The sequence below is a fragment of the Alkalihalobacillus sp. FSL W8-0930 genome, from assembly GCA_037965595.1.
GTDB lineage: Bacteria > Bacillota > Bacilli > Bacillales > Bacillaceae_D > Alkalicoccobacillus.
The window spans coordinates 3,060,200-3,081,389 of sequence record CP150183.1 but is presented as its reverse complement, the minus strand read 5'-3'; the positions used below and the strand labels follow the sequence as shown (position 1 = coordinate 3,081,389).

Below are 21,190 nucleotides of genomic sequence, written 5' to 3'. Positions count from 1 at the left end.
GGGTAGAGGTGAATCAGAATGCAGATGTATATGCTGGGGTTGATCGTAGCATTTCTTGTAACAATCGCAACCGTTCCGGTCGTCATTATACTCGCTAAAAAATGGGGATTTGTTGATAAACCGGATCATAGGAAAGTACATAAAGGAAATATGCCAAGAATCGGCGGAATTGCGATGATGATAGGAGTGGCTGCAGGTGTGACGGTCCTCTGGCCGCAGCTTGGTGAGGCGCAGGATGACATGTTATTTTTAGTCGGTGGAGCTTTCATTCTTGCAATAGTAGGCCTTGTAGACGACAAGTTTGCAATAGGAGCTAAAACCAAATTTGGTGGACAAACACTGGCAGCCATTTGTGCAGCGTCTTCTGGTATTAGAATTGAGTATATTGAAATTCCGTTTGTCGGAAATATAGAGTTCGGTTTCTTGAGTTTTCTTGTCACTGTTTTATGGATTTTAGCGATTATTAATTCTGTAAACTTGATTGATGGCTTAGATGGCCTAGCAGCCGGTGTAACCACGATTGCTGTATTAACGATGTTAGTCATGGCCCTCGGACACCCAATTGCTTATGCAAGTGTCATTGTGCTTTCATTATCGATACTCGGAAGTACAACTGGATTTTTATTCTATAATTCCTACCCAGCCAAGATTTTTATGGGAGATACAGGATCCATGTTTTTAGGATATGCAATGGCAGTTATCTCGATGATGGGATTATTTAAAAGTGTCACTATGTTTAGCTTAATCGTTCCTTTGCTTATCTTGGCTGTGCCACTAATTGATACAACCTTTGCAGTCATTCGACGCACGCTAAATCATCAAAGCATTGGAACACCAGATAAAGGCCATCTTCATCATTGTCTGCTTGCCATGGGATTTGGACATCGGAAAACCGTATTCATTATTTATGGGATTTCGTTTTTGTTTGGCGGAGTGGCGGTGCTGTTCTCTCAAACAGCAAACTGGGTTTCTCTCGTATTCCTTGTCGTCATCCTGTTCGGAATCTTGATGTTTGCTGAAGGAATTGGCCTCATTGGAAAGCAACGAAAACCACTGCGAAAAGCATTGGGAAAAATGCAGCTTGTTAAGAAGTATGAGTGAGGAGAAAGGTTAGGGTGCCGTGCGCCCTGGCTTTTTTTGTTTTGTAGGTGAGCGGAATCGACGAAGGAAAGGTGGGAATCGATGAAGGAGGAGGCAGTATCGACGAAGAGAGGTCGGAATCGACGAAGAGAAGTGGAAATCAACAAAGAGAGAGCGGAATCAACAAAGAGAGAGCGAAATCGACGAAGAGAAGAGGAAATCGACGAAGAGAGTGCGAAATCAACAAAGAGAGGGCGGAATCAACAAAGAGAGAGCGAAATCGACGAAGAGAGTGCGAAATCAACAAAGAGAGAGCGAAATCGACGAAGAGAAGTCTGAATCAACAAAGAGAGAGCGAAATCAACGAAGAGAGAACAAAATCAACAAAGAGCATCAATCAAAAACCCACGCATCTCATCAGATGCATGGGTTTAATGTTGGATTAGTTTTCTTTGATAAATTCAGCTGAAACCCAACCTTTTTTATCAGCAGCCTTTACTTGATACCAATCGCCTTTCTTTTCGAGAATTTCTACTTTTGTATCTTTAGCCAATGTAACAATAAAATTGTCTGAAGCGACCTTGGCAGAAGAACGAAGGTTTAAGCGATCTGTTGTTGTACCTGTCTTACTAGTTGATGCTTTTGTTTCTTGTTTTGTCTCTTGTTTTGGTGCAGATGGTGCAGGAGCAGCAGAACTCGTCTTCACATACTGAGCAGAAACCCAGCCTGTTTTACCAGCTGCATTTACTTTTAGCCAGCTACCGCTCTTTTCTAAAATATCAACCTTCTGATTGTTGTTAAGTGTTGTAACTAGATTATTAGGCGCTACCTTAGCAGAAGAGCGAAGGTTCAAACGAGCAGTGGTTGTTCCGGTACCGGTAGCTTTTTCCACCGAAGGAGAAGCAGGCTTACTAGGTGCAGATGCCGCAGAACTCGTCTTCACATACTGAGCAGAAACCCAACCTGTTTTACCAGCCGCGTTCACTTTTAACCAGCTACCGCTTTTTTCTAAAATATCAACCTTTTGATTGTTATTAAGTGTTGTAACTAGATTATTAGGCGCTACCTTAGCAGAAGAGCGAAGGTTTAAGCGAGCAGTCGTTGTCCCGGTACCGGTAGCTTTTTCCACCGAAGGAGAAGCAGGCTTACTAGGTGCAGGAGCAGCAGAACTCGTCTTTACATACTGAGCAGAAACCCACCCTGTTTTGCCAGCTGCGTTCACTTTTAACCAGCTACCGCTTTTCTCTAAAATATCGACCTTTTGATTATTATTAAGTGTTGTCACAATATTCTTTGCGTCAATTTTATTAGATGAGCGAAGGTTTAAACGAGCAGTCGTCGTTCCAGTTGAAATGACCTTATCTCCAGGTTTCACCTCTTGATTAGGTGTAGATGGTTTAGTTGATCCGGTATCAGTTGTTTTCACGTATTGAGCAGAAACCCAACCCGTTTTGCCAGCCGCGTTCACTTTTAACCAGCTACCGCTTTTCTCTAAAATATCGACCTTTTGATTATTGTTAAGTGTTGTCACAATATTCTTTGAGTCAATTTTATTAGATGAACGAAGATTTAAGCGAGCAGTCGTTGTTCCAGTTGAAATGACTTTATCTCCAGGTTTTGCCTCTTGATTAGGTGTAGACGGTTTAGCTGTGCCAGTCTCAGATGTTTTTACATATTGAGCAGAAACCCAGCCTGTTTTACCAGATGCATTTATTTTTAGCCAGCTACCACTTTTCTCTAAGACATCAACCTTTTGATTCTGATTGAGTGTGGTGATGATATTAGTCGCTTCAATCTTGTTTGAAGAACGAAGATTTAGACGAGCAGTTGTTGTACCAGAACCAATCACAGGTTGTTTAACCGGATCCGCTTGATCGTTACCTGGTTTTGGTGTATTTGCGGGTTGTTCAGCATTTACTTTTACAAACTCAGCAGAAACCCAGCCGTCGATCCCGTTTGCATGGATTTGATACCAACCATCTTTTTTGCTAATAATCGTTAGTTTTGTGCCGCTTTGAAGTAACGTTAATCGGTTACCGCTTGTACTTGGCTCAGAACGAACATTTAAATTTGCAGTTGTTGTACCAGGGGTTCCGTCTTTCTTTTGGTCGTCATCAATCTTCGTATAATCAGGGGATGTTCCTGGTTGATTTTTGTATTGAGGGATATCGTAATGAAGGGTGTAATCATCAACCAAGTTGTACATGCTAGCCATTCGGGACGTTTGCTTTTCTGCCCATCCTATGTCTGTTGCATATTGATGTGTGGCAGGTGCATCAGGGTTCCAACGCATTTTATAAAGTGTGTTCTGTCCCTTAGATATGTAGTTGTTACCAACAAATTTAGCCCCACCGATAATAGCAGATTCTTTTGAGAACCAACCTTGATTATAGGCATACGCTGCGCCAGCTTTTTCAGCATTGCCATCATATGCTCCAATTCCGTACATATTATAAACCGTTTTTCCGTTGTGACTAATCCCTTTTGCGAGTGGAGAAGTTCCGTTTCCGGTTTCAAGTAATGCGTGAGAAACAAGATAAATCTCGTTTACTCCGTTCGCTTTTGCAGCATCGATAAAGGCTTGTCCTTGACCAGATAAAGAACCCTTTCCATTTAATAGCTGGTTATTAATAGACTGTGCACTTAAGTTTGCCGTTTCGCTAAGGTTTAAGAACTGATAAAAGTTACTTGTGCCTGGTTTTACGTTGTTTGGGTTAAGATAATGAGCCACGTCCTCTGGACTCGCATTCTTCCATGTGCGATCATACTTGATTTGATACCAAGTTGATCCATCATTTGCTTTCTTACTACCCAGAATCGTTAGTTTCTGGCCATTACTTGTTTGACCAACTTTCCATGACTGTGAATTAGCCCCACCACGTACATTCCAAGCTCCCTTAGATGTTCCAGACTTACCACCAGCATCGAGGTTTACGCCATCAGAATGAATAAACACATCATAGTTTTTATCCGTTTGGGCGTTTGCCTTCACTTGTTTTTCGACGACATTGTTAAAGTCAAGATCGTATTGAGTGACTTTATACGTTGAATTAGCTAAGGCAGATTGAAATGGTACTGAAGACATCATAAAAGCTAAAACAATGGGTGAAGTGCCTGTGACAACATGACGAATGTTAATGAATCTCACCTCTTCATAAATTATAGTAATTAGGGAACCTATATAACTAGTCCCCTACGACTATTATCGGTATTTATAGAAAAAAAGTTAAGAGATATCCCTTCGAAAATCGTCGAATCTTAGAAAATAGTTCTTTTTAACTAGTTTCTAATACCCCAGTAAATTTACTATGATTTTTAATGAACTATTTATTTTTCACATTATAATGAAGAAACACGGATATTTACGATAACAAACGTTGTTACAAGTAAAATAAATTCAAAAAACCGCAATTGTTATTCTCGTATAATATCGTGTTTTGTTGCGTAGAGATTCTATGTTGTGAATTCGTAGCATAATGTAAATTAATCCTCCAGATTCGAAAAGATAATCAAAAAATGCTTGAAAGCAGTACGATTTTCTAGGATTTCATATAACTAGTTAGAAAATCTTCCAATAAAAAATACTATTTTAAAAAGATTGAATATTGCATTCCTTGTACGAACCTTTTATAATAAAAAAATACCAATTACGAAATTTGCAAAAAATTCTCGTATAAATCTATTAAACGTAGTTTTTAAAGTATTAAGCTACTAAATATATTAGTGCAAAGTGAGTGGTCGTATGGTGAAATTGGATGACGTGGACTTTGCCATCCTTAAATTACTGCAAGAAAACGGTAAAAGGCCGTATACAGAAATCGCTAAGCAAATTGAAGTGAGTGAAGGGACAATCCGTACTAGGATTAGTCGCATGCTTCAGGACAAGGTATTTGAATTTATTATTCATATCGAGCCCGATGCGATAGGTTTGCAAGTGCAAGCGATTATAGGTATTACAACGAAGCTTGGACAGCAGGAAGCTGTAGCAAAACATTTGAACCAGTATCCTGAAGTTCGATTTGTTGCTGCGTTCTCAGGAAGGCATGACTTAATTCTACAAGCGTACTTTAAAAGTAACGAAGACCTTGTTCATTTTGTGAATAAGGAACTTGCCAAGCTAGACGGAATTGTTTCAGCAGATGTAAGTATTGAATTAAAGAAATATAAAGATACGTTCTCTTATATGGCTTAATAGAAGCTAAATTATTTGAAAATAACCACATTTACAAATATCGGGGTGGATTACTTGGATAACGGATTATTAAACATTAAGAATCTATCAACCTCTTTCCGTATCAACGATGAATACTATGCGGCGGTGGATGATGTATCGCTTAGTGTAAACAAGAACGAGATTTTAGGAATTGTTGGAGAGTCTGGTTCTGGTAAGAGTGCATTGGCCTTTTCGATTATGGGTCTTCATAACAAACTGAATACCAATATCCAGGGCGAGATAAATTATAAGGGCGAGAATATTGCTAATATTCCTGATAAAAGGTTAAATAAACTTCGTGGTAAAGAAATTGGGATGATCTTTCAAGATCCATTAAATGCTTTGAATCCGCTTATGCAAGTAGGAGATCAGATTTCTGAGATGCTCTTATTGCATACTAAACTTGGGAAAAATGAAAGAAAGAAAAAAGTCATTGAATTATTAAATCAAGTGGGTATCCCTCGACCAGAATATGTATTTAACCAGTTTCCTCATGAATTATCTGGAGGAATGAGACAAAGAGTGGTTATTGCTATTGCAATTGCATGTAATCCTGAGTTTCTTATCGCTGATGAACCGACAACTGCTTTGGATGTAACAATACAGTCTCAAATTCTAGATCTTATTAAGACATTAAAGAATGAAATGAATTCGGGTGTCATTTTAATTACTCACGATTTAGGTGTGGTTGCTGAAATGGCTGATCGAGTCGCCGTTATGTATGCTGGACAGGTAGTAGAAATAGCTCCGGTTATCGAACTATTTAATAATCCGAAGCATCCGTATACACGATCTTTACTTAATTCTTTACCGAACGCAAATGAAGTAAAAACAAAATTACATGTGATTCAGGGGATGGTACCTTCTCTTCAAAAAATGCCTAGAGTTGGATGCCGTTTTGCGCCTAGAATCCCGTGGGTAAAAGACGAAGAGCATGAAGAAAATCCTGAATTACATGAAGTTTCTGACGGCCACTTTGTGCGTTGTAGCTGCTATAAACACTTTGAATTTCCAACTGTTGTTAAGGAGGAGGAGTTAGCACATGGGAATTCTTGAAGTGAATGATCTGAAAATTCATTACCCTATTAAAGGCGGACTATTCAGAAGAACAGTCGGTCATGTTAAAGCTGTTGATGGTGTGAGTATCAAGCTTGAGAAGGGACAAACATATGGCTTGGTGGGTGAATCAGGATCAGGAAAAACAACAACAGGTCGCTCAGTTATAGGCCTCAATTCAATCACATCTGGTTCTATTGAGTTTGAGGGACAAGATATTACGAAAGGCTTAAAGCAAAGTACGTTCGATCTGCGTCGTGATGTGCAGATGATCTTTCAAGATCCTTATTCTTCGCTTAATCAAAAAAAACGTATTATCGATCTTATAGCTGAACCGATTAGAAATTTTGAAAAGCTTTCTAAAGTTGAAGAAAAGAAAAGAGTTCTGGACCTTTTAGAACAAGTCGGGCTTAACCCTGAGAGTATATATAAATACCCTCATCAATTCTCTGGTGGCCAGAGACAAAGAATTGGAATTGCGAGAGCAATTGCATTAAATCCTAAGCTTATTATAGCGGATGAGCCTGTATCGGCATTGGATGTTTCAGTTCAAGCGCAGGTTCTAAATTTTTTACAGGAAATCCAAAGTAAACTAGATCTAACTTATCTGTTTATCAGTCATGACTTAGGAATTATTAAGCACATCTGCGATAAAATTGGGATTATGTATAAAGGTAGATTAGTAGAAGAAGGTACTAGCGAAGATATCTTTAATAACCCTCAGCACATTTACACGAAACGATTAATTGCAGCCATTCCAGATATTAACCCTGAGAATAGAGATATGAGAGCGAAGTTACGATTTGAAGTAAGAGATCAGTATAACGATTCCTTAAAGGATTACTTTAATCCTGAAGGTGAAGTGTATGATCTAAGACCTCTTACTAATACACATCTAGTGGCAATGCCTGAGAAAGGTGAATGATATGTGGAAGTTTATAGTAAGACGAATTCTAATAATGATCCCGCAAATTATAGTATTAAGCTTATTAATCTTTCTTATGGCGAAGGCAATGCCAGGAGATCCGTTTACTGGTTTAATTGATCCTAGTGTTGACCCTAATACAATTGCAGAATTGAGGGAAAATGCAGGTTTAAATGATCCTTGGTATCAGCAGTATGCTAGATGGGCTACCAATGCGATACAAGGAGATTTTGGTCAATCCTTCAGACATAAGATTCCAGTGACTGATTTAATTGATCAAAAACTTTGGAATACCGTTTGGCTTTCTTTACTTTCCTTAATTTTCACTTATCTAATGGCTATACCATTAGGCATTACAAGTGGTCGATTTAATGATTCAATTGCGGATCGCCTAATCAGTGGTTACACCTACGTAGGGTTTGCAGCACCAACATTTATTGTTGGGTTACTTGTCCTTTACTTGTTTGGTTTCCAATTAGGTTGGTTTCCGACAGGCGGAAGTGTATCGCCAGGGGCAACGCCAGGTACCTTTAGCTACGTAATTGATAAATTCAATCATCTATTCTTACCGTCTCTATCTATTGCTGTTTTAACAACGGTTTCGACTGTGCAGTATCTAAGAAGTGAAATCATTGATACGAAGCAAAAAGATTTTATATTAACTGTAAGGTCAAAAGGAGCTTCAGAGTCTAGAGTCTATAACAGACATATCTTAAGAAATTCTGTTCTTCCGATTGCGGCGTTTTTTGGTTACGAAATAACTGGATTAATTGGTGGAACAATCTTTATTGAAAACATTTATAGCTATCCTGGTATGGGACAGTTGTTCTTTCAATCCATTAATTTAAGAGACTATAGTGTTGTAACAGCTCTAGTATTATTATTTGGAGTTGCATCTATAATCGGTACATTGTTATCAGATATTATACTCAGTATAGTAGATCCGCGTATTCGGATTAAATAGAGGTGAAGATCTTGTCAACTGCAATAGAAGCAACAGAAAGTAAAAAAAAGGAGAAAAGTCCTTCAGGATTACGAGTCATATGGAAAGAGATTGTAAAAGATAAAGTAGCCTTAATCTCATTACTGCTTGTCATCCTTTTAGCAGGAACCGTTTATAGCGTCACTTTCTTTTTAGATCAAGCTCAAGTCGTTAAAGTAGACTTATTTTCTATTAATAAACCACCTTCATCTGATTGGTTACTCGGAACTGATAAAGGTGGACGAGATGTTTTTGGACAACTAATCATAGGGGCGAAAAACTCCATTTCCATAGGTTTATTAGTTACATTAGCTTCTGGAACGATCGGCATTCTTGTTGGGTTAATTGCAGGTTATTTCGGAGGAATAATTGATAATATTTTTATGAGGATTGTAGATTTCTTTATGGTTCTCCCATTCTTAATGATTGTTATTGTATTTGTTGCTATTGTTCCAACGTATGGTGTGGTTTCATTCTCGGCAATATTCACGGCTTTCTTATGGATGCCGATTGCGAGATTGATTCGCTCCAAGTGTTTACAAGAGAAGGAGCTTGATTACGTACACGCTTCTAGAACATTAGGATCTTCTCATTTAAAGATTATGTTCACGCAAGTACTTCCGAATCTAAGTTCTATTATTATTGTAACAATGACTCTGCAGTTAGCTGCTAATATTGGGCTCGAGTCAGGTTTATCTTTCTTAGGCTTTGGTTTTCCAGAGTCTACACCAAGTTTGGGTACATTAGTTAGTTATGCGACCGATCCCCAAACATTGGAGAACAGATGGTGGATTTGGTTACCTGCATCTTTATTAATTCTTGTACTGATGCTGTGTATAAATAATGTTGGTCAAGCGTTAAAACGTGCGACGGACTCAAAACAAAGAAGAGGATAAAAAGGGAGGAAACAACATGTCAAGATTTACTTGGTCTAAAAGAATCCTAGTACCGTCTTTTGCTATGGCTCTAGCACTTACTGCTTGCAGTAATGATTCCGAGGATAGCAATTCTGAAGCAACTGGTGACGACGAGAGTTCAGCAGAGGAAACAGACAATGGAGATGTTTACTCAATTGATGATTTTGAGAACATCAAATCCGGAGACAGTCCAGTTGAAGGCGGATCGATCACGTATGGTTTAGCAACTGATACAGCTTTTGAAGGTATTCTTAACTGGAACTTCTATCAAGGTAACCCTGATGCTGAAGTTCTTAAATGGTTTGATGATCCATTACTGGATTGGGATGAAAACTATGTCTATACAAATGACGGCGCCGCATCATATGAAGTGTCAGATGATAATAAAACATTCACACTAACAATTCGTGATAATGTAAATTGGCATGATGGTGAGCCTGTAACAGCAGAAGATTGGGCTTTTGCTTATGAAACGATTGGACACCCTGACTACACTGGTATTCGTTATGATGATTCAATCGCTAATGTTGAAGGTATGAATGAATACCATGATGGAGAATCTGATTCTATTTCTGGTATCAATGTGATTGATGAGAAAACACTAGAAGTTACATTTATTAACGCAACACCTTCTTTAATTACAGGAGGCCTTTGGAACTATCCATTAGCAAAACACATTTTTGGTGACATGGAAGTAGGCTCTATTGCAGAATCTCCAGAAGTTCGTCAAAATCCAATTGGATTTGGTCCATATAAAGTAGATAGTATTGTTCCAGGTGAGTCTGTAGTTTATACGAAAAATGAAGATTACTGGAGAGGTGCACCGCATTTAGATCAAGTGACTTTGAGAGTTATTAATCCAAATGTCATTGTACAATCTTTAGAATCTGGCGAAATTGATATCGTAGAAGACTTTCCGGTTTCTTCTTACCCTGATAACGCTGAAATGGAAGGCGTTGAATTCTTAGGTACAACAGATCGGGCATATAGCTATATCGGTTTCAAACTAGGTAAATGGGACGCTGAAGCTGGCGAAAATGTTTTAGATCCTGATGCCAAAATGGCTGATGTAAACTTACGTAAAGCAATGGCCCATGCGATTGATAATAACCAAGTTGGAGATAAGTTCTATTATGGCTTAAGATGGGAAGCAACAACATTAATCCCGCCTTCTCACCCTGAATTCCATGATGAAACGAATGAAGGTTTCCCGTTTGATCCTGAATTATCTAAGCAGCTTTTAGATGATGCTGGATATGTAGATACAAATGATGATGGTTTTAGAGAGACTCCAGATGGTGAAGAGTTGTCCATTAATCTTGCAGCAATGAGTGGAGACCCAGTCAATGAACCATTAATGAATTATTATATGGATGCTTGGGAACAAATCGGTCTAAATGTAAACCTTGTTGACGGGCGCTTACAAGAATTCAACTCATTCTATGACCGTGTAGAAGCTGATGATCCTGATATTGATATGTATTCTGCAGCATGGGGTGTGGGAATCGACGTTGATCCTGATGGAATTTGGGGTAAAAATTCAGCGTTTAACTATACTCGTTGGACTAGTGATGAAACAACTGATTTAATTAAACAAGGTTTATCGGAAGAAGCATTTGATGTTTCAAATCGTGTTGATATCTACAATCAATGGCAAGAAGCAATGGTTGAACAAGTTCCAGCCATTCCTACTCTATACAGAGCTAATTTAACAGCTGTTAACGAGCGTGTTAATAATTACGCGATCGGTGATGGAACTGGAGTCAACTTAAGTGATATCTATGTAACTGAATAATTACGTCTAAGAAAACTATCTTTTAAGATAGTTTTCTTATTTTTTATGGACTGAATTAGTATCTTGTTAAAATATCTAAGAATGCCTGCTTATATTTAATTCGCATTACTAACTAACCAAGATGAATTAATCGTAACTAAAAACTTATAATTATACGAAAAAGAAGAGATAAAATTTATTTTGTCAGAAAATTTACTAAAGAAATACTATTTAAATAAAAAGAATATTGCGTACTGTGTGAAAATCTATTATAATTTAAAAAACAATTCAAGAATTTGTTAAAAAGAGTAAGGGTTTAACTGAAAGGAGGGTTTATGGAAAAGATTGATGCGGTGGATCGAGCCATCTTAATGCACTTACAAACAAACGGAAAATCTGCTTTCACACGCATTGCGTCCAGTTTACAAGTAAGTGAAGGAACAGTTCGTATGCGTGTTAAAAAGATGTTGGAAAAAAAGTACTTTCAATTTATGATTCATATGGATCCAGCTAGTGTAGGGCTAGAGGTTCAAGTCATTATTTGGGTAAAGACTCAGCTTGGTCAACAGGACCAGGTAGCAGAAGAATTAAGTAACCTACCAGAAGTACGTTTTACAGCAGCTTTCTCTGGACAGTATGATCTCATCGTTCAGGCTTATTTTAGGAATAAAGAAGAGCTCATTCAGTTTGTGAATAAAAAGTTAGCATCAATCAGTGGAATTATTACATCCGATTTAAGTATTGAATTAAAACAATATAAGGATTCGTTTTCATATATTACAGATTAGTAGAATATATGTGATGTGAGGGGGGACAGGATGTCAGAGCCACTTCTTCAAGTCAGTCATTTAAAAACCTATTTTGAACCGAATAAAACAAGATTGGTGAAGGCTGTTGATGATATTAGCTTTCATGTGAACAAAGGTGAAACACTAGCAGTTGTTGGAGAGTCGGGAAGCGGGAAAAGTGTTACGTCCTTAACCATCATGGGTTTGTTATTTTCACCGCCGGCTAAGATTGAGGGTTCTGTAAAGCTAGAAGGCGAAGAGTTAATTGGGTTGTCTGATCGGAAGCTTGATCAAATAAGAGGAAATGAAATGTCGATGATTTTCCAAGAGCCGATGACCTCTCTTAATCCGGTATTTACAATAGGTAATCAAATTGCTGAGACCTTAATTAAGCACAAAAAGATATCCAAGAAAGCAGCTAAGGAAGAAACCATCCGTCTTTTAAAACTAGTTGGTTTTGGCCGAGCAGAGGAAATGCTAAAAGAATTTCCACATCAATTGTCAGGTGGGATGAGACAAAGGGTCATGATTGCGATAGCCATGGCGTGTAACCCAAAGCTTCTCATTGCAGATGAACCTACAACAGCATTAGATGTAACGATTCAACAGCAAATACTCGATCTCATGATTAAAGTAAAAGAAGAATTTCAATCGTCTATCTTGTTAATCACTCATGACTTAGGTGTGGTTGCAGAAATGGCTGATCGAGTGCTGGTCATGTATGCGGGACAGGTCGTTGAACAAGCAACAGCCTATGAACTCTTCACAAATCCGAAGCATCCTTACACGGTAGGACTTTTAAATAGTATGCCAAAGATTGATGATGAACAAAAAGAGCGGTTAGATGCGATACCCGGAACCGTACCGGCAGCTCACAGATTTCCAGAAGGATGTCGTTTTGCTCCGAGGTGCCCGCACGCAACTGACGAATGTACAGCAAGCATGCCTCCACTTCTAGACTTGGAGCCACATCGGTCAGTGCGTTGTGTTCTTTATAAAGAAGAGGCGGTGGGAGTATGACAGTAGATAAACAACCCTTAGTAGAGGTAAAGGGGTTAAAGAAGTACTTCCCTATTAATAAAGGTATCTTACAACGTAAAGTAGGTGATGTAAAAGCCGTTGATGATGTGAGCTTTACCATCTACAAAGGAGAAACACTAGGGATCGTTGGAGAGTCTGGATCCGGCAAGTCTACACTTGGTCGAATGGTGCTAAAGCTAATTGATCCTACTGAGGGCGAAATTATCTTTAATGAACAGAATTTTAGCACTATTAAAAATTCGGAAGCTCGGAAGTTGCGTAGAGACATGCAAATGGTGTTTCAAGATCCTTATGCATCTCTGAATCCTCGGATGAGTATTGGAGAGCTTTTAGAAGAGCCATTGCTTGTACATAAAACGATCTCTAGCAAACAAGGTAGAAAAGAGAAAGCCTTAGAGCTATTAGAAAAAGTTGGTCTGCCTCGAGAAGCGTATTCTAAATATCCTCATGAGTTCTCTGGTGGTCAACGACAACGGATTGGCATTGCAAGAGCCCTAAGCACAAATCCTGAATTTATCATTGGTGATGAACCTGTTTCAGCTTTAGACGTATCGGTTCAATCACAGGTGTTGAATTTAATGCAAGACCTGCAAAAGGAGTTTAACTTAACGTATATGTTCATCGCGCATGATTTAAGCGTAGTAAAGCATATTAGCGATCGGGTAGCTGTCATGTATTTGGGTAGAATCGTTGAAATTGCTGATAAGCATACCCTTTACAAACAACCACTTCATCCGTATACACAGGCTTTGATTGCAGCAGTACCATCTACTGACGTCACTATAAAACGGGAAAAAGTGGCACTTGCAGGTGAGCTACCTAGTCCGGCTAATCCACCTAAAGGATGTGCCTTCCATACTCGCTGCCCACGTGTTCACGATCGGTGCAGAGAAGAAAGACCGATACTCACTGATCAAGGAAATGGACAACTTACAGCCTGCCATTTGTATTCATCTGACAACCAAGAAGCGAAGGCTAATTAACAAGGTAGTTATGCTTTAAGGAGGTGAGGGTTTAAAGGGTTTCGTACGATGTATGCGCAAAATATTGTAACGAAAAAGTGAGGGGGATTTGATGAAAAACAAACATTCTTGGTACGTCATAAGTGGTGCACTTTCTTTAGGGCTTATTCTTGGAGCCTGCTCTGGTGATACAGTAGATAGTCCTTCCGATACAGGAGGAGGCACGTCTGATGGTGGGGGAGATAGTACAGAACAAGGTGGCCCTGTTGAAGGCGGTAACGTAAATCTTGCTATGTTCTCACCTCCTGAGAATTTATTTAACCCTATTTTTTATACGGCTTTATATGATGCACATATCTTAGACATTACCCACGAAGGACTTGTGAGCCAGGACAACGAGTTCGGATTTATACCTAAGCTTGCTGAAGACTGGGAGTTCAGTGACGACAATACTGAGCTAACATACAACCTACGTCAGGATGTTAAGTGGCATGACGGCGAAGACTTTACTGCTGATGACGTTGTTTTCACATTTACGAGTCTAGCAGATCCTGATTACATCACAGCTGGTGGTGTACGTGTTGAGTATGTTGATAGTTTAGTTGGATACGAAGAGTACAGTTCAGGTGAAGCTGATGAGTTTGAAGGCATTGAAAAGGTTGACGACTATACCGTCACTTTCAAATTCAAGGAAGCTAGTGTAAAAGCATTAGCTGATACGTCTCTTGCCATTATTCCTGAGCACGTGTTTGCCGATATTCCTGTTGCTGAAATTCCAGAAGTAGCTGAATCTCGCGATGGTGGAGCTGTTATTGGAACAGGTGCCTTTAAATTAAAAGAATATATGGAAGGTGAACAATATATTCTTGAAGCGAACGAAGATTACTATGCTGGTGCACCTCATCTAGACACGATTACGTGGAAGATTGTAGGTCAATCGGTTGCAGCTGGAATGCTTGAAAATGGTGAATTAGATTACATCCCACGTGATCTAGCACCACAAGATGCAGCAACAATCGAAGAGATTGATGGTGTAGAAATCTTTGAACAAGCGCAGTTGGGCTACCAGTACATGGGCTTCAAGTTACACCATGGTCCCGATGAATCACTTACTGACAAATCTACATGGGAAGTAAACGAAAAGCTTGATAATAAAGAGTTAAGACAAGCGATTGCTTACGCCTTTAACCGTCAAGGAATTGTAGGAGATCCAGAAAAAGGAAACGGACTACTTGGAGGCCGTGGAAGTGTTCTAGATGCACCGTTCCCAGAAGCTTCGTGGGCGTATAATCCTGACGCGATCGAAGGGTACGAGTACAGCCCTGAGAAAGCTAAAGAAGTTTTAGAAGCAGCAGGGTACGTTGATACAAACGGTGATGGCTTCCGTGAAGATCCAGACGGGAACGAGCTTGTTCTAAACCTTGATTACCCAGTTGGAAACGAAACACGTGAAAAAATGGCTCCAATCATTCAACAGGACCTTGAAGAAGTTGGCCTAAAAGTGGATCTTAAAACACCACGTGAGGCACCGGCTCACTTTGAGCTAGTTGAAATGAATAACACTGAAGTTGATTTGTACTTAGCTGGTTGGTCGCTAAGCTCTGGTGACCCGGATCCGGCTTCACTTTACAAATCAACAGCGCCATACAACTACCCAAGATGGGACAACGAAGCATCTGATCAGTTGCTAGATGACGCAGTTAATCCAGAGTTTGCCTTTGAACAAGAGTATCGTCAAGAGAAATACGTTGAGTGGGCGCAGAACTTTGTAGACGAACTACCAGTTCTTCCAGTTTACTCTGAAAATGAAATTCATGCTTGGAACAGCAAGCTAGATGGAATTACGATTAAACCATTTACGTTTAAAGATGACACTCACTTATGGCAGTGGACTGAGTAGTACACCAACAGAGAGGCGTATGGCATTCATCCATACGTCTTCTCATTATAAAAGAGGTGAACAACATTGACGAAGTATATCATTCGAAGAGTGCTTCAATTTATTCCAATGGTCATCTTAGCAAGTATCGTTGTGTTTTTTATGGCGTATCTGGCACCGGGTGATGCATTAAGTGGTGAAAATTTAGATCCGAACATTCCTCGTGAAGTCCTTGAGGAGCGGAGAGAAGCGCTCGGCTTAAATGACCCCCTACATATTCAATATTTTAATTGGGCTAAACGTGCGGTAACAGGTGACTTAGGGATGTCTATGCACCATACCGGAAGATCCGTTTCTGATTTAATTGGAGGCAGACTCGAAAATACGCTTAACCTATCTATCTTTTCATTATTTATTACCATTATCATTTCTATTCCGATTGGAATCTATTCCAGTAGGAAACCATATTCGATCGCAGACTATTCTGCAACGACGTTTGCTTTTATTGGTCTAGCTATTCCCAATTTCTTTGCAGCCTTACTTGGAATCTATATTTTTTCATTTGGCTTAGGTTGGCTTCCCTCTCAAGGTTCGATCTCAGCGCCGAATCTAGAAGGGTTAGATTACATTGCGAGCAAGTTAAAACATATGATTCTACCAGGCTTTACTTTGGGACTGGCGAGTACTGCGATTTACATGCGCTATATGAGAACAGAAATGCTAGAGCTTCGTGGAAGTGACTTCATTCGTACAGCACGAGCAAAAGGCTTAGGAAATCGTTCTGTTTTGTATAAACATACGCTACGTAATGCCCTTATTCCGATCATTACATTACTCGGCTTAGAGTTTGGTACATTATTAAGTGGGGCCGTTCTAGTTGAAACCGTTTTTAACTATCCGGGGTTAGGTACATTGTTTGTAGGCTCCATCCAAAACCGTGATTATCCGGTGATTATGGGGATTAATCTAATTCTTGCTATGACTACTTTGATTGGGAACCTGCTTGCTGATGTGTTATATGCAGTGGCTGATCCACGAATTCGTTATGATTGAGGTGAATCTTCATGGAGCCTGAACTATCAAGACAACCGGATATTATTGTTGAACAAAAGTTACCTGATGAAGGGAAAAGTTTAAGTCCCTTTCAGCTAGCCTTAAAGCGCTTTTTGAAGAACAAGCTTGCCATTGCCGGAGTGATTATCATGATCGTAATGGTGTGCGTAGCCGTTTTTGCAGACCTCATTGCAACCCATGATCCAACTCGAGCAGACTTATTAAATGTTGAACAGCGAGCGAGCGCTGAACATATTTTAGGTACAGATGGATCGGGACGAGATAACTTTTCCAGGCTCGTATACGGAGCAAGGATTTCCTTATTAATCGGATTCTTCTCGATGTTATCTACGGTTATTGTAGGTGGAACACTCGGGGCAATTGCAGGGTATTATGGTAAATGGATCGATGGAATCATTATGCGCCTAACAGATTTGATTCTAATCTTTCCGTTTCTACTCATGGTGTTAACTGTTGTTTCAATTTTAGAACGGATGAGTATAACGATTTTTATTCTAGTTATGGCCTTAACGAACTGGCCAAACATTGCTCGAGTTCTCAGGGGAACCTTTCTTTCAATCAGAGAGAAGGATTTCATTATGAGTGCTAGAAGTATTGGTTGTTCCGATTTCCGAATTATTCGCAAGCATTTTATTCCAAATGCAGTCGGACCCATTATTGTTAATGCGACGATTATGATGGCAATTATGATCATCATTGAATCTGGTTTAAGTTTCATAGGAGCAGGAATTCCGCAACCCACACCAACGTGGGGAAATATGCTTTCAGAAGCTCAAAGTATTAGGGTTTTACGAAATAACCCTGAAACATGGCTACCACCAGGATTGAGTATCCTTTTAGTCGTTCTCGCCATTAACTTTATTGGTGATGGATTACGAGATGCATTTGACAGTAAATCATAAAGACGTTAAAAACCGCGAGTGCTACTGCCTCGCGGTTTTTACGTGATCCTTCGTTTCTGAAAATATCTTGCTTTTTAGCTAAAAAGAGTCGTAGAATGGTGATACTCACAATCTTACATAAACATACATACAGAGAGATAGAAAGGATTGTTCAGCTTATGAAAACTTTATTGTTAACAGGTTTTGAACCATTTTTAGATCATCCATCTAACCCAACCGATTTTATAGCCCGTGCCTTAGATGGCGAGCAAATCGGAAAGTACCATGTGAAGAGCAAAATTTTACCGGTCGCATTTGATGAATCGGCTAAAGTTCTGCTTGAAACAGAAAGTGAGCTTTCACCAGATGCAATCATTATGCTAGGTCTAGCAGCTGGTCGCTCAAGTATCACGCCTGAGCGCATTGCTATTAATGTACAAGGAGGAGCTGTTGATAACAAAGGCGTTAAATTAGAAGATGAAGAGATCATACCATCGGGTCCAGCCGGTTATTTTTCCACATTGCCTATTCATACCTTTGTACAAGCTTTGCGTGAGCAAGACATTCCAGCAAGTATTTCAAACACTGCCGGAACGTACCTTTGTAATAAAGTGATGTATAGTATGTTGCATTCATTAAAAGAACGCGGCTTACATTCTCCAGCAGGTTTTGTGCATATTCCTTATTCCCATGATATGCGACTCAAAACAAAAAGTCCTAGTCTTTCAATGAAAGAAATGGAAACAGCTGTGAGAATTATGATTCAGCAGCTTACGTAGAATAGTTCAGGTCCAAATACGTCATCGTTCCTTCGGTTATTTTGGCCTGGGCATTTGTTAAGTTAATGATCCACTCTTTAAAAGAAGGTAGATCAGATGGCTCAACATAGAGGGTTACTTGAACATTATCTGCATAGTCAAAGGATTTAATTTGGAAGGATGAGTTTCTAAGCTCATTCTCCATCTTTCCCAACCAACCATAATCAAATGAAATGGATATTTCGTGGACGAGTAGACGTTGAATCATACCAACGGCATCTAATCCGTCACTGACAGATCGACTATATGCACGAATTAATCCACCAGCACCTAGCTTGATCCCGCCAAAGTAACGGGTCACCACAACGGTTGTATTCCGTACATTTCGTTTTTTTAAGACTTCTAGCATAGGAACGCCAGCTGTACCCGAAGGTTCTCCATCATCGTTTGCTTTTTGTAGGTCGTTATTTTCTCCAATTACGTACGCAGAACAATTGTGATTCGCGCTAGCATGTTGTTTTTTTATCTCTAAAATAAAATCCTGAGCCTCTGCTTCAGATGGCGTATGCTTAAAGTGTGAGATGAAACGGGACTTCTGGATGATGATTTCATGAGACCTATTATCATGTGTGGTCAGATAAGTAGGGTGCATCAGTCTTCTCCTCTTTCATTTTTTCATAGTTTTACAAATAGCCGAAATCAGCATGTAATAATGGTCTGTTACGATAACACTGTTAAATCGACTAGATAAAGACTAATATAATCGATTTTTGGTAAAAATTAAGAGAACAACTTATACTTTAGTGTTGTATGATAAGGATAGCTAATAATGTAGACGGGCGCAAGGAAATGGGTCAGGTACTAGGTCCTAGATTTTCCTTTAAAGCGCTAAAGGTGAGTGAGACTACTGATTGCAAATAAAAATATGCTAGATGACATTATTACTCATACATTAGACTCGGTAGGGACAAGCCGTGAAAAGATTTTTAACATAGGTGAGACGTCTAGACAAGAGTATGAGACATTACAAAGTCAATTAAAAGATGTACGGATAAAAGTAGCTGACATTATAGAGAAGCATGATAAAACTGAAATGCATTCTAAATTTGCCAGAAATCGATTAGCTGAAGTTAGTCGAGCATTTAACCGATATAGTAGTGAAGAAGTTCAAGCTGTTTATGAACAAGCAAATGAGTATCAAGTGAAATTAGCCGTACTTCATCAAGAAGAAACGCAGTTAAGAGAGAAAAGAGATGATATCGAGCGAAGATTAATTAGTCTCAATGAAACCATTGAGCATGCTGAACAACTAGCTGTGCAGATGACGGTTGTTTATAACTTTTTAACAAGTGATCTGCAACAGGTTGGGGAAGCGCTTAAGGATGCAAGAGAAAAACAAGCTTTCGGCTTGCAGATAATAGAAGCTCAGGAGGAAGAGAGAAGAAGACTTTCTCGTGAGATTCATGATGGACCAGCACAGACGATGGCAAATGTTCTCTTGCGATCGGAACTTGTGGAACGAGTTTTCTTAGAAGATGGTATGGACGCAGCATTATTTGAGATTCGTGACCTTCGAAAAATGGTGAAGGCATCACTGGCTGAGGTTAGACGGATTATCTATGATTTACGTCCCATGGCACTTGATGATTTAGGGTTAGTGCCTACCTTGTCAAAATACCTTACTACATTTGAAGAGCGACATAACATTCCTGTTACCTTTCGTCATTTCGGGAAGGAACATCGTTTATCTCAGCACTTTGAAGTAGCAATGTTCCGTCTTGTTCAAGAAGCTGTTCAAAATGCCTACAAGCATGCAAGTCCTAAAGAAATTCAAGTGAAGATTGAAATCAAACCAACAATGGTGATCATCGTTGTTCGGGATGATGGAACTGGATTTGATCCTGATCAGCAAAAAGAAGGATCGTTTGGATTACTTGGAATGAAAGAACGTGTGAATATGCTAAAAGGTGAACTTAAGATTCATTCCAAATTAAAGATGGGTACGACTGTTTTTATTCATATTCCAATCAATTAAACAACATATATTGCAAAAATAAGAGATGATTCGATTACAAAGAGGGTTTCCAGAGAGGTGATACCAATGAATGAAGCAGAACAAAAAAACATACGAATCGTTATTATCGACGATCACCAGCTATTTAGAGAAGGTGTAAAACGTATTCTTGCACTAGAAAACAATTTTGAAGTTGTAGCAGACGGAGAAGACGGAGAGGAAGCTGTATCTTTAGTCAGACAGCATAGCCCGGATGTCATTCTAATGGATATTAATATGCCAAAGCTGAATGGTGTAGAGGCAACAAGAGACTTAGTAAAAGCCTTTCCTCATGTGAAAGTCTTAATCCTTTCCATTCATGACGATGAAACGTATGTCACTCATGTCTTAAAAACAGGAGCATCCGGATATCTATTAAAAGAAATGGATGCTGAAGCGTTAATTGAGGCAGTGAAGGTCGTTGCTTCTGGAGGAGCATATATTCACCCTAAGGTTACTCATAACCTCATTAAAGAATATCGTAGACTTGCAAAAGAAGACGAAGAGCATGAGGAATCCATTGGTTTTAGAGAAGTTGAATACCGCAAGCCTTTACACATTTTAACTCGTCGTGAGTGTGAAGTGCTTCAGTTAATGACAGATGGTCAAAGTAACCGTGCCATTGGTGAGACATTATATATTAGTGAGAAAACAGTCAAAAACCACGTTAGTAACATCTTACAAAAGATGAGCGTGAATGACCGTACACAAGCTGTAGTAGAAGCGATTAAAAAAGGGTACGTTGTTGTTCGATAAGGGGAGTAGAGAGAGAATTCAAGCATCATTGAATTCTCTCTTTTCTTGTCG

19 protein-coding genes are annotated in these 21,190 nt (G+C 39.2%); 17 read left to right on the top strand and 2 right to left on the bottom strand.

Annotated features, from left to right (window positions below; all coding sequences use genetic code 11):
* Positions 1-18 precede the first annotated feature (18 nt).
* On the top strand, positions 19-1,101 hold the full coding sequence (locus NSQ54_16225) for an MraY family glycosyltransferase (protein WYP25850.1): 1,083 nt from the start codon (positions 19-21) through the stop codon (positions 1,099-1,101).
* An 81-nt stretch (positions 1,102-1,182) separates the two neighbouring features.
* Entirely contained in the window at positions 1,183-1,419 is a 237-nt protein-coding gene (locus NSQ54_16220; GenBank protein ID WYP25849.1) for a hypothetical protein, read from the top strand.
* A 103-nt stretch (positions 1,420-1,522) separates the two neighbouring features.
* Here the strand turns inward: NSQ54_16220 and NSQ54_16215 are convergent, their stop codons facing one another.
* Positions 1,523-4,228, bottom strand: coding sequence for an SH3 domain-containing protein (locus tag NSQ54_16215; protein ID WYP25848.1), 2,706 nt, complete (start codon positions 4,226-4,228; stop codon positions 1,523-1,525).
* 594 nt (positions 4,229-4,822) lie between these two features.
* Between NSQ54_16215 and NSQ54_16210 the strand changes: the two genes are divergently transcribed.
* From NSQ54_16210 to pcp, 13 genes are all read left to right on the top strand, one after another.
* The gene (locus NSQ54_16210; protein ID WYP25847.1) at positions 4,823-5,272 is read left to right on the top strand and encodes an Lrp/AsnC family transcriptional regulator; all 450 of its coding nucleotides are present in this window, start codon (positions 4,823-4,825) and stop codon (positions 5,270-5,272) included.
* A 54-nt stretch (positions 5,273-5,326) separates the two neighbouring features.
* Positions 5,327-6,349, top strand: a complete 1,023-nt coding sequence (locus tag NSQ54_16205; GenBank protein WYP25846.1) for an ABC transporter ATP-binding protein — start codon at positions 5,327-5,329, stop codon at positions 6,347-6,349.
* Entirely contained in the window at positions 6,336-7,274 is a 939-nt protein-coding gene (locus NSQ54_16200; GenBank protein ID WYP25845.1) for an ATP-binding cassette domain-containing protein, read from the top strand. The genes NSQ54_16205 and NSQ54_16200 overlap by 14 nt, the downstream gene beginning before the upstream one ends.
* A gap of 1 nt (position 7,275) precedes the next feature.
* Positions 7,276-8,238, top strand: a complete 963-nt coding sequence (opp4B, locus tag NSQ54_16195; GenBank protein WYP25844.1) for an oligopeptide ABC transporter permease — start codon at positions 7,276-7,278, stop codon at positions 8,236-8,238.
* 11 nt (positions 8,239-8,249) lie between these two features.
* Positions 8,250-9,152 (top strand): ABC transporter permease, encoded by a 903-nt coding sequence (locus NSQ54_16190; GenBank protein WYP25843.1) that lies wholly within the window; start codon positions 8,250-8,252, stop codon positions 9,150-9,152.
* Between the two features lie 16 nt (positions 9,153-9,168).
* Positions 9,169-10,968 (top strand): oligopeptide ABC transporter substrate-binding protein, encoded by a 1,800-nt coding sequence (gene opp4A, locus NSQ54_16185; GenBank protein ID WYP25842.1) that lies wholly within the window; start codon positions 9,169-9,171, stop codon positions 10,966-10,968.
* A 314-nt stretch (positions 10,969-11,282) separates the two neighbouring features.
* Positions 11,283-11,735 (top strand): Lrp/AsnC family transcriptional regulator, encoded by a 453-nt coding sequence (locus NSQ54_16180; protein WYP25841.1) that lies wholly within the window; start codon positions 11,283-11,285, stop codon positions 11,733-11,735.
* A 30-nt stretch (positions 11,736-11,765) separates the two neighbouring features.
* A complete protein-coding gene (locus NSQ54_16175; protein ID WYP25840.1) occupies positions 11,766-12,755 on the top strand; it encodes an ABC transporter ATP-binding protein in 990 nt (329 codons plus the stop codon).
* The gene (locus NSQ54_16170; GenBank protein WYP25839.1) at positions 12,752-13,759 is read left to right on the top strand and encodes a dipeptide ABC transporter ATP-binding protein; all 1,008 of its coding nucleotides are present in this window, start codon (positions 12,752-12,754) and stop codon (positions 13,757-13,759) included. The genes NSQ54_16175 and NSQ54_16170 overlap by 4 nt, the downstream gene beginning before the upstream one ends.
* A gap of 91 nt (positions 13,760-13,850) precedes the next feature.
* Positions 13,851-15,638: a peptide-binding protein gene (locus tag NSQ54_16165; protein WYP25838.1), complete on the top strand. Its 1,788-nt coding sequence runs from the start codon at positions 13,851-13,853 to the stop codon at positions 15,636-15,638.
* Between the two features lie 66 nt (positions 15,639-15,704).
* On the top strand, positions 15,705-16,670 hold the full coding sequence (locus tag NSQ54_16160) for an ABC transporter permease (GenBank protein WYP25837.1): 966 nt from the start codon (positions 15,705-15,707) through the stop codon (positions 16,668-16,670).
* Positions 16,671-16,681: 11 nt separating this feature from the next.
* Positions 16,682-17,593: an oligopeptide ABC transporter permease gene (gene opp4C, locus NSQ54_16155; protein WYP25836.1), complete on the top strand. Its 912-nt coding sequence runs from the start codon at positions 16,682-16,684 to the stop codon at positions 17,591-17,593.
* A gap of 158 nt (positions 17,594-17,751) precedes the next feature.
* Positions 17,752-18,351 carry a pyroglutamyl-peptidase I gene (pcp, locus tag NSQ54_16150; protein WYP25835.1) on the top strand — a complete coding sequence of 200 codons (600 nt, stop codon included), beginning with the start codon at positions 17,752-17,754 and terminating at the stop codon, positions 18,349-18,351.
* Here pcp and NSQ54_16145 read toward each other — a convergent pair.
* Positions 18,344-18,985, bottom strand: a complete 642-nt coding sequence (locus NSQ54_16145; GenBank protein ID WYP28579.1) for a YigZ family protein — start codon at positions 18,983-18,985, stop codon at positions 18,344-18,346. The two genes, pcp and NSQ54_16145, sit on opposite strands and share 8 nt — an antisense overlap.
* Before the next feature lie 255 nt (positions 18,986-19,240).
* Between NSQ54_16145 and NSQ54_16140 the strand changes: the two genes are divergently transcribed.
* Together NSQ54_16140 and NSQ54_16135 are read left to right on the top strand one after the other, a co-directional pair.
* Positions 19,241-20,365 carry an ATP-binding protein gene (locus tag NSQ54_16140; protein WYP28578.1) on the top strand — a complete coding sequence of 375 codons (1,125 nt, stop codon included), beginning with the start codon at positions 19,241-19,243 and terminating at the stop codon, positions 20,363-20,365.
* A 66-nt stretch (positions 20,366-20,431) separates the two neighbouring features.
* Positions 20,432-21,139, top strand: coding sequence for a response regulator transcription factor (locus NSQ54_16135; protein ID WYP25834.1), 708 nt, complete (start codon positions 20,432-20,434; stop codon positions 21,137-21,139).
* Positions 21,140-21,190 lie beyond the last annotated feature (51 nt).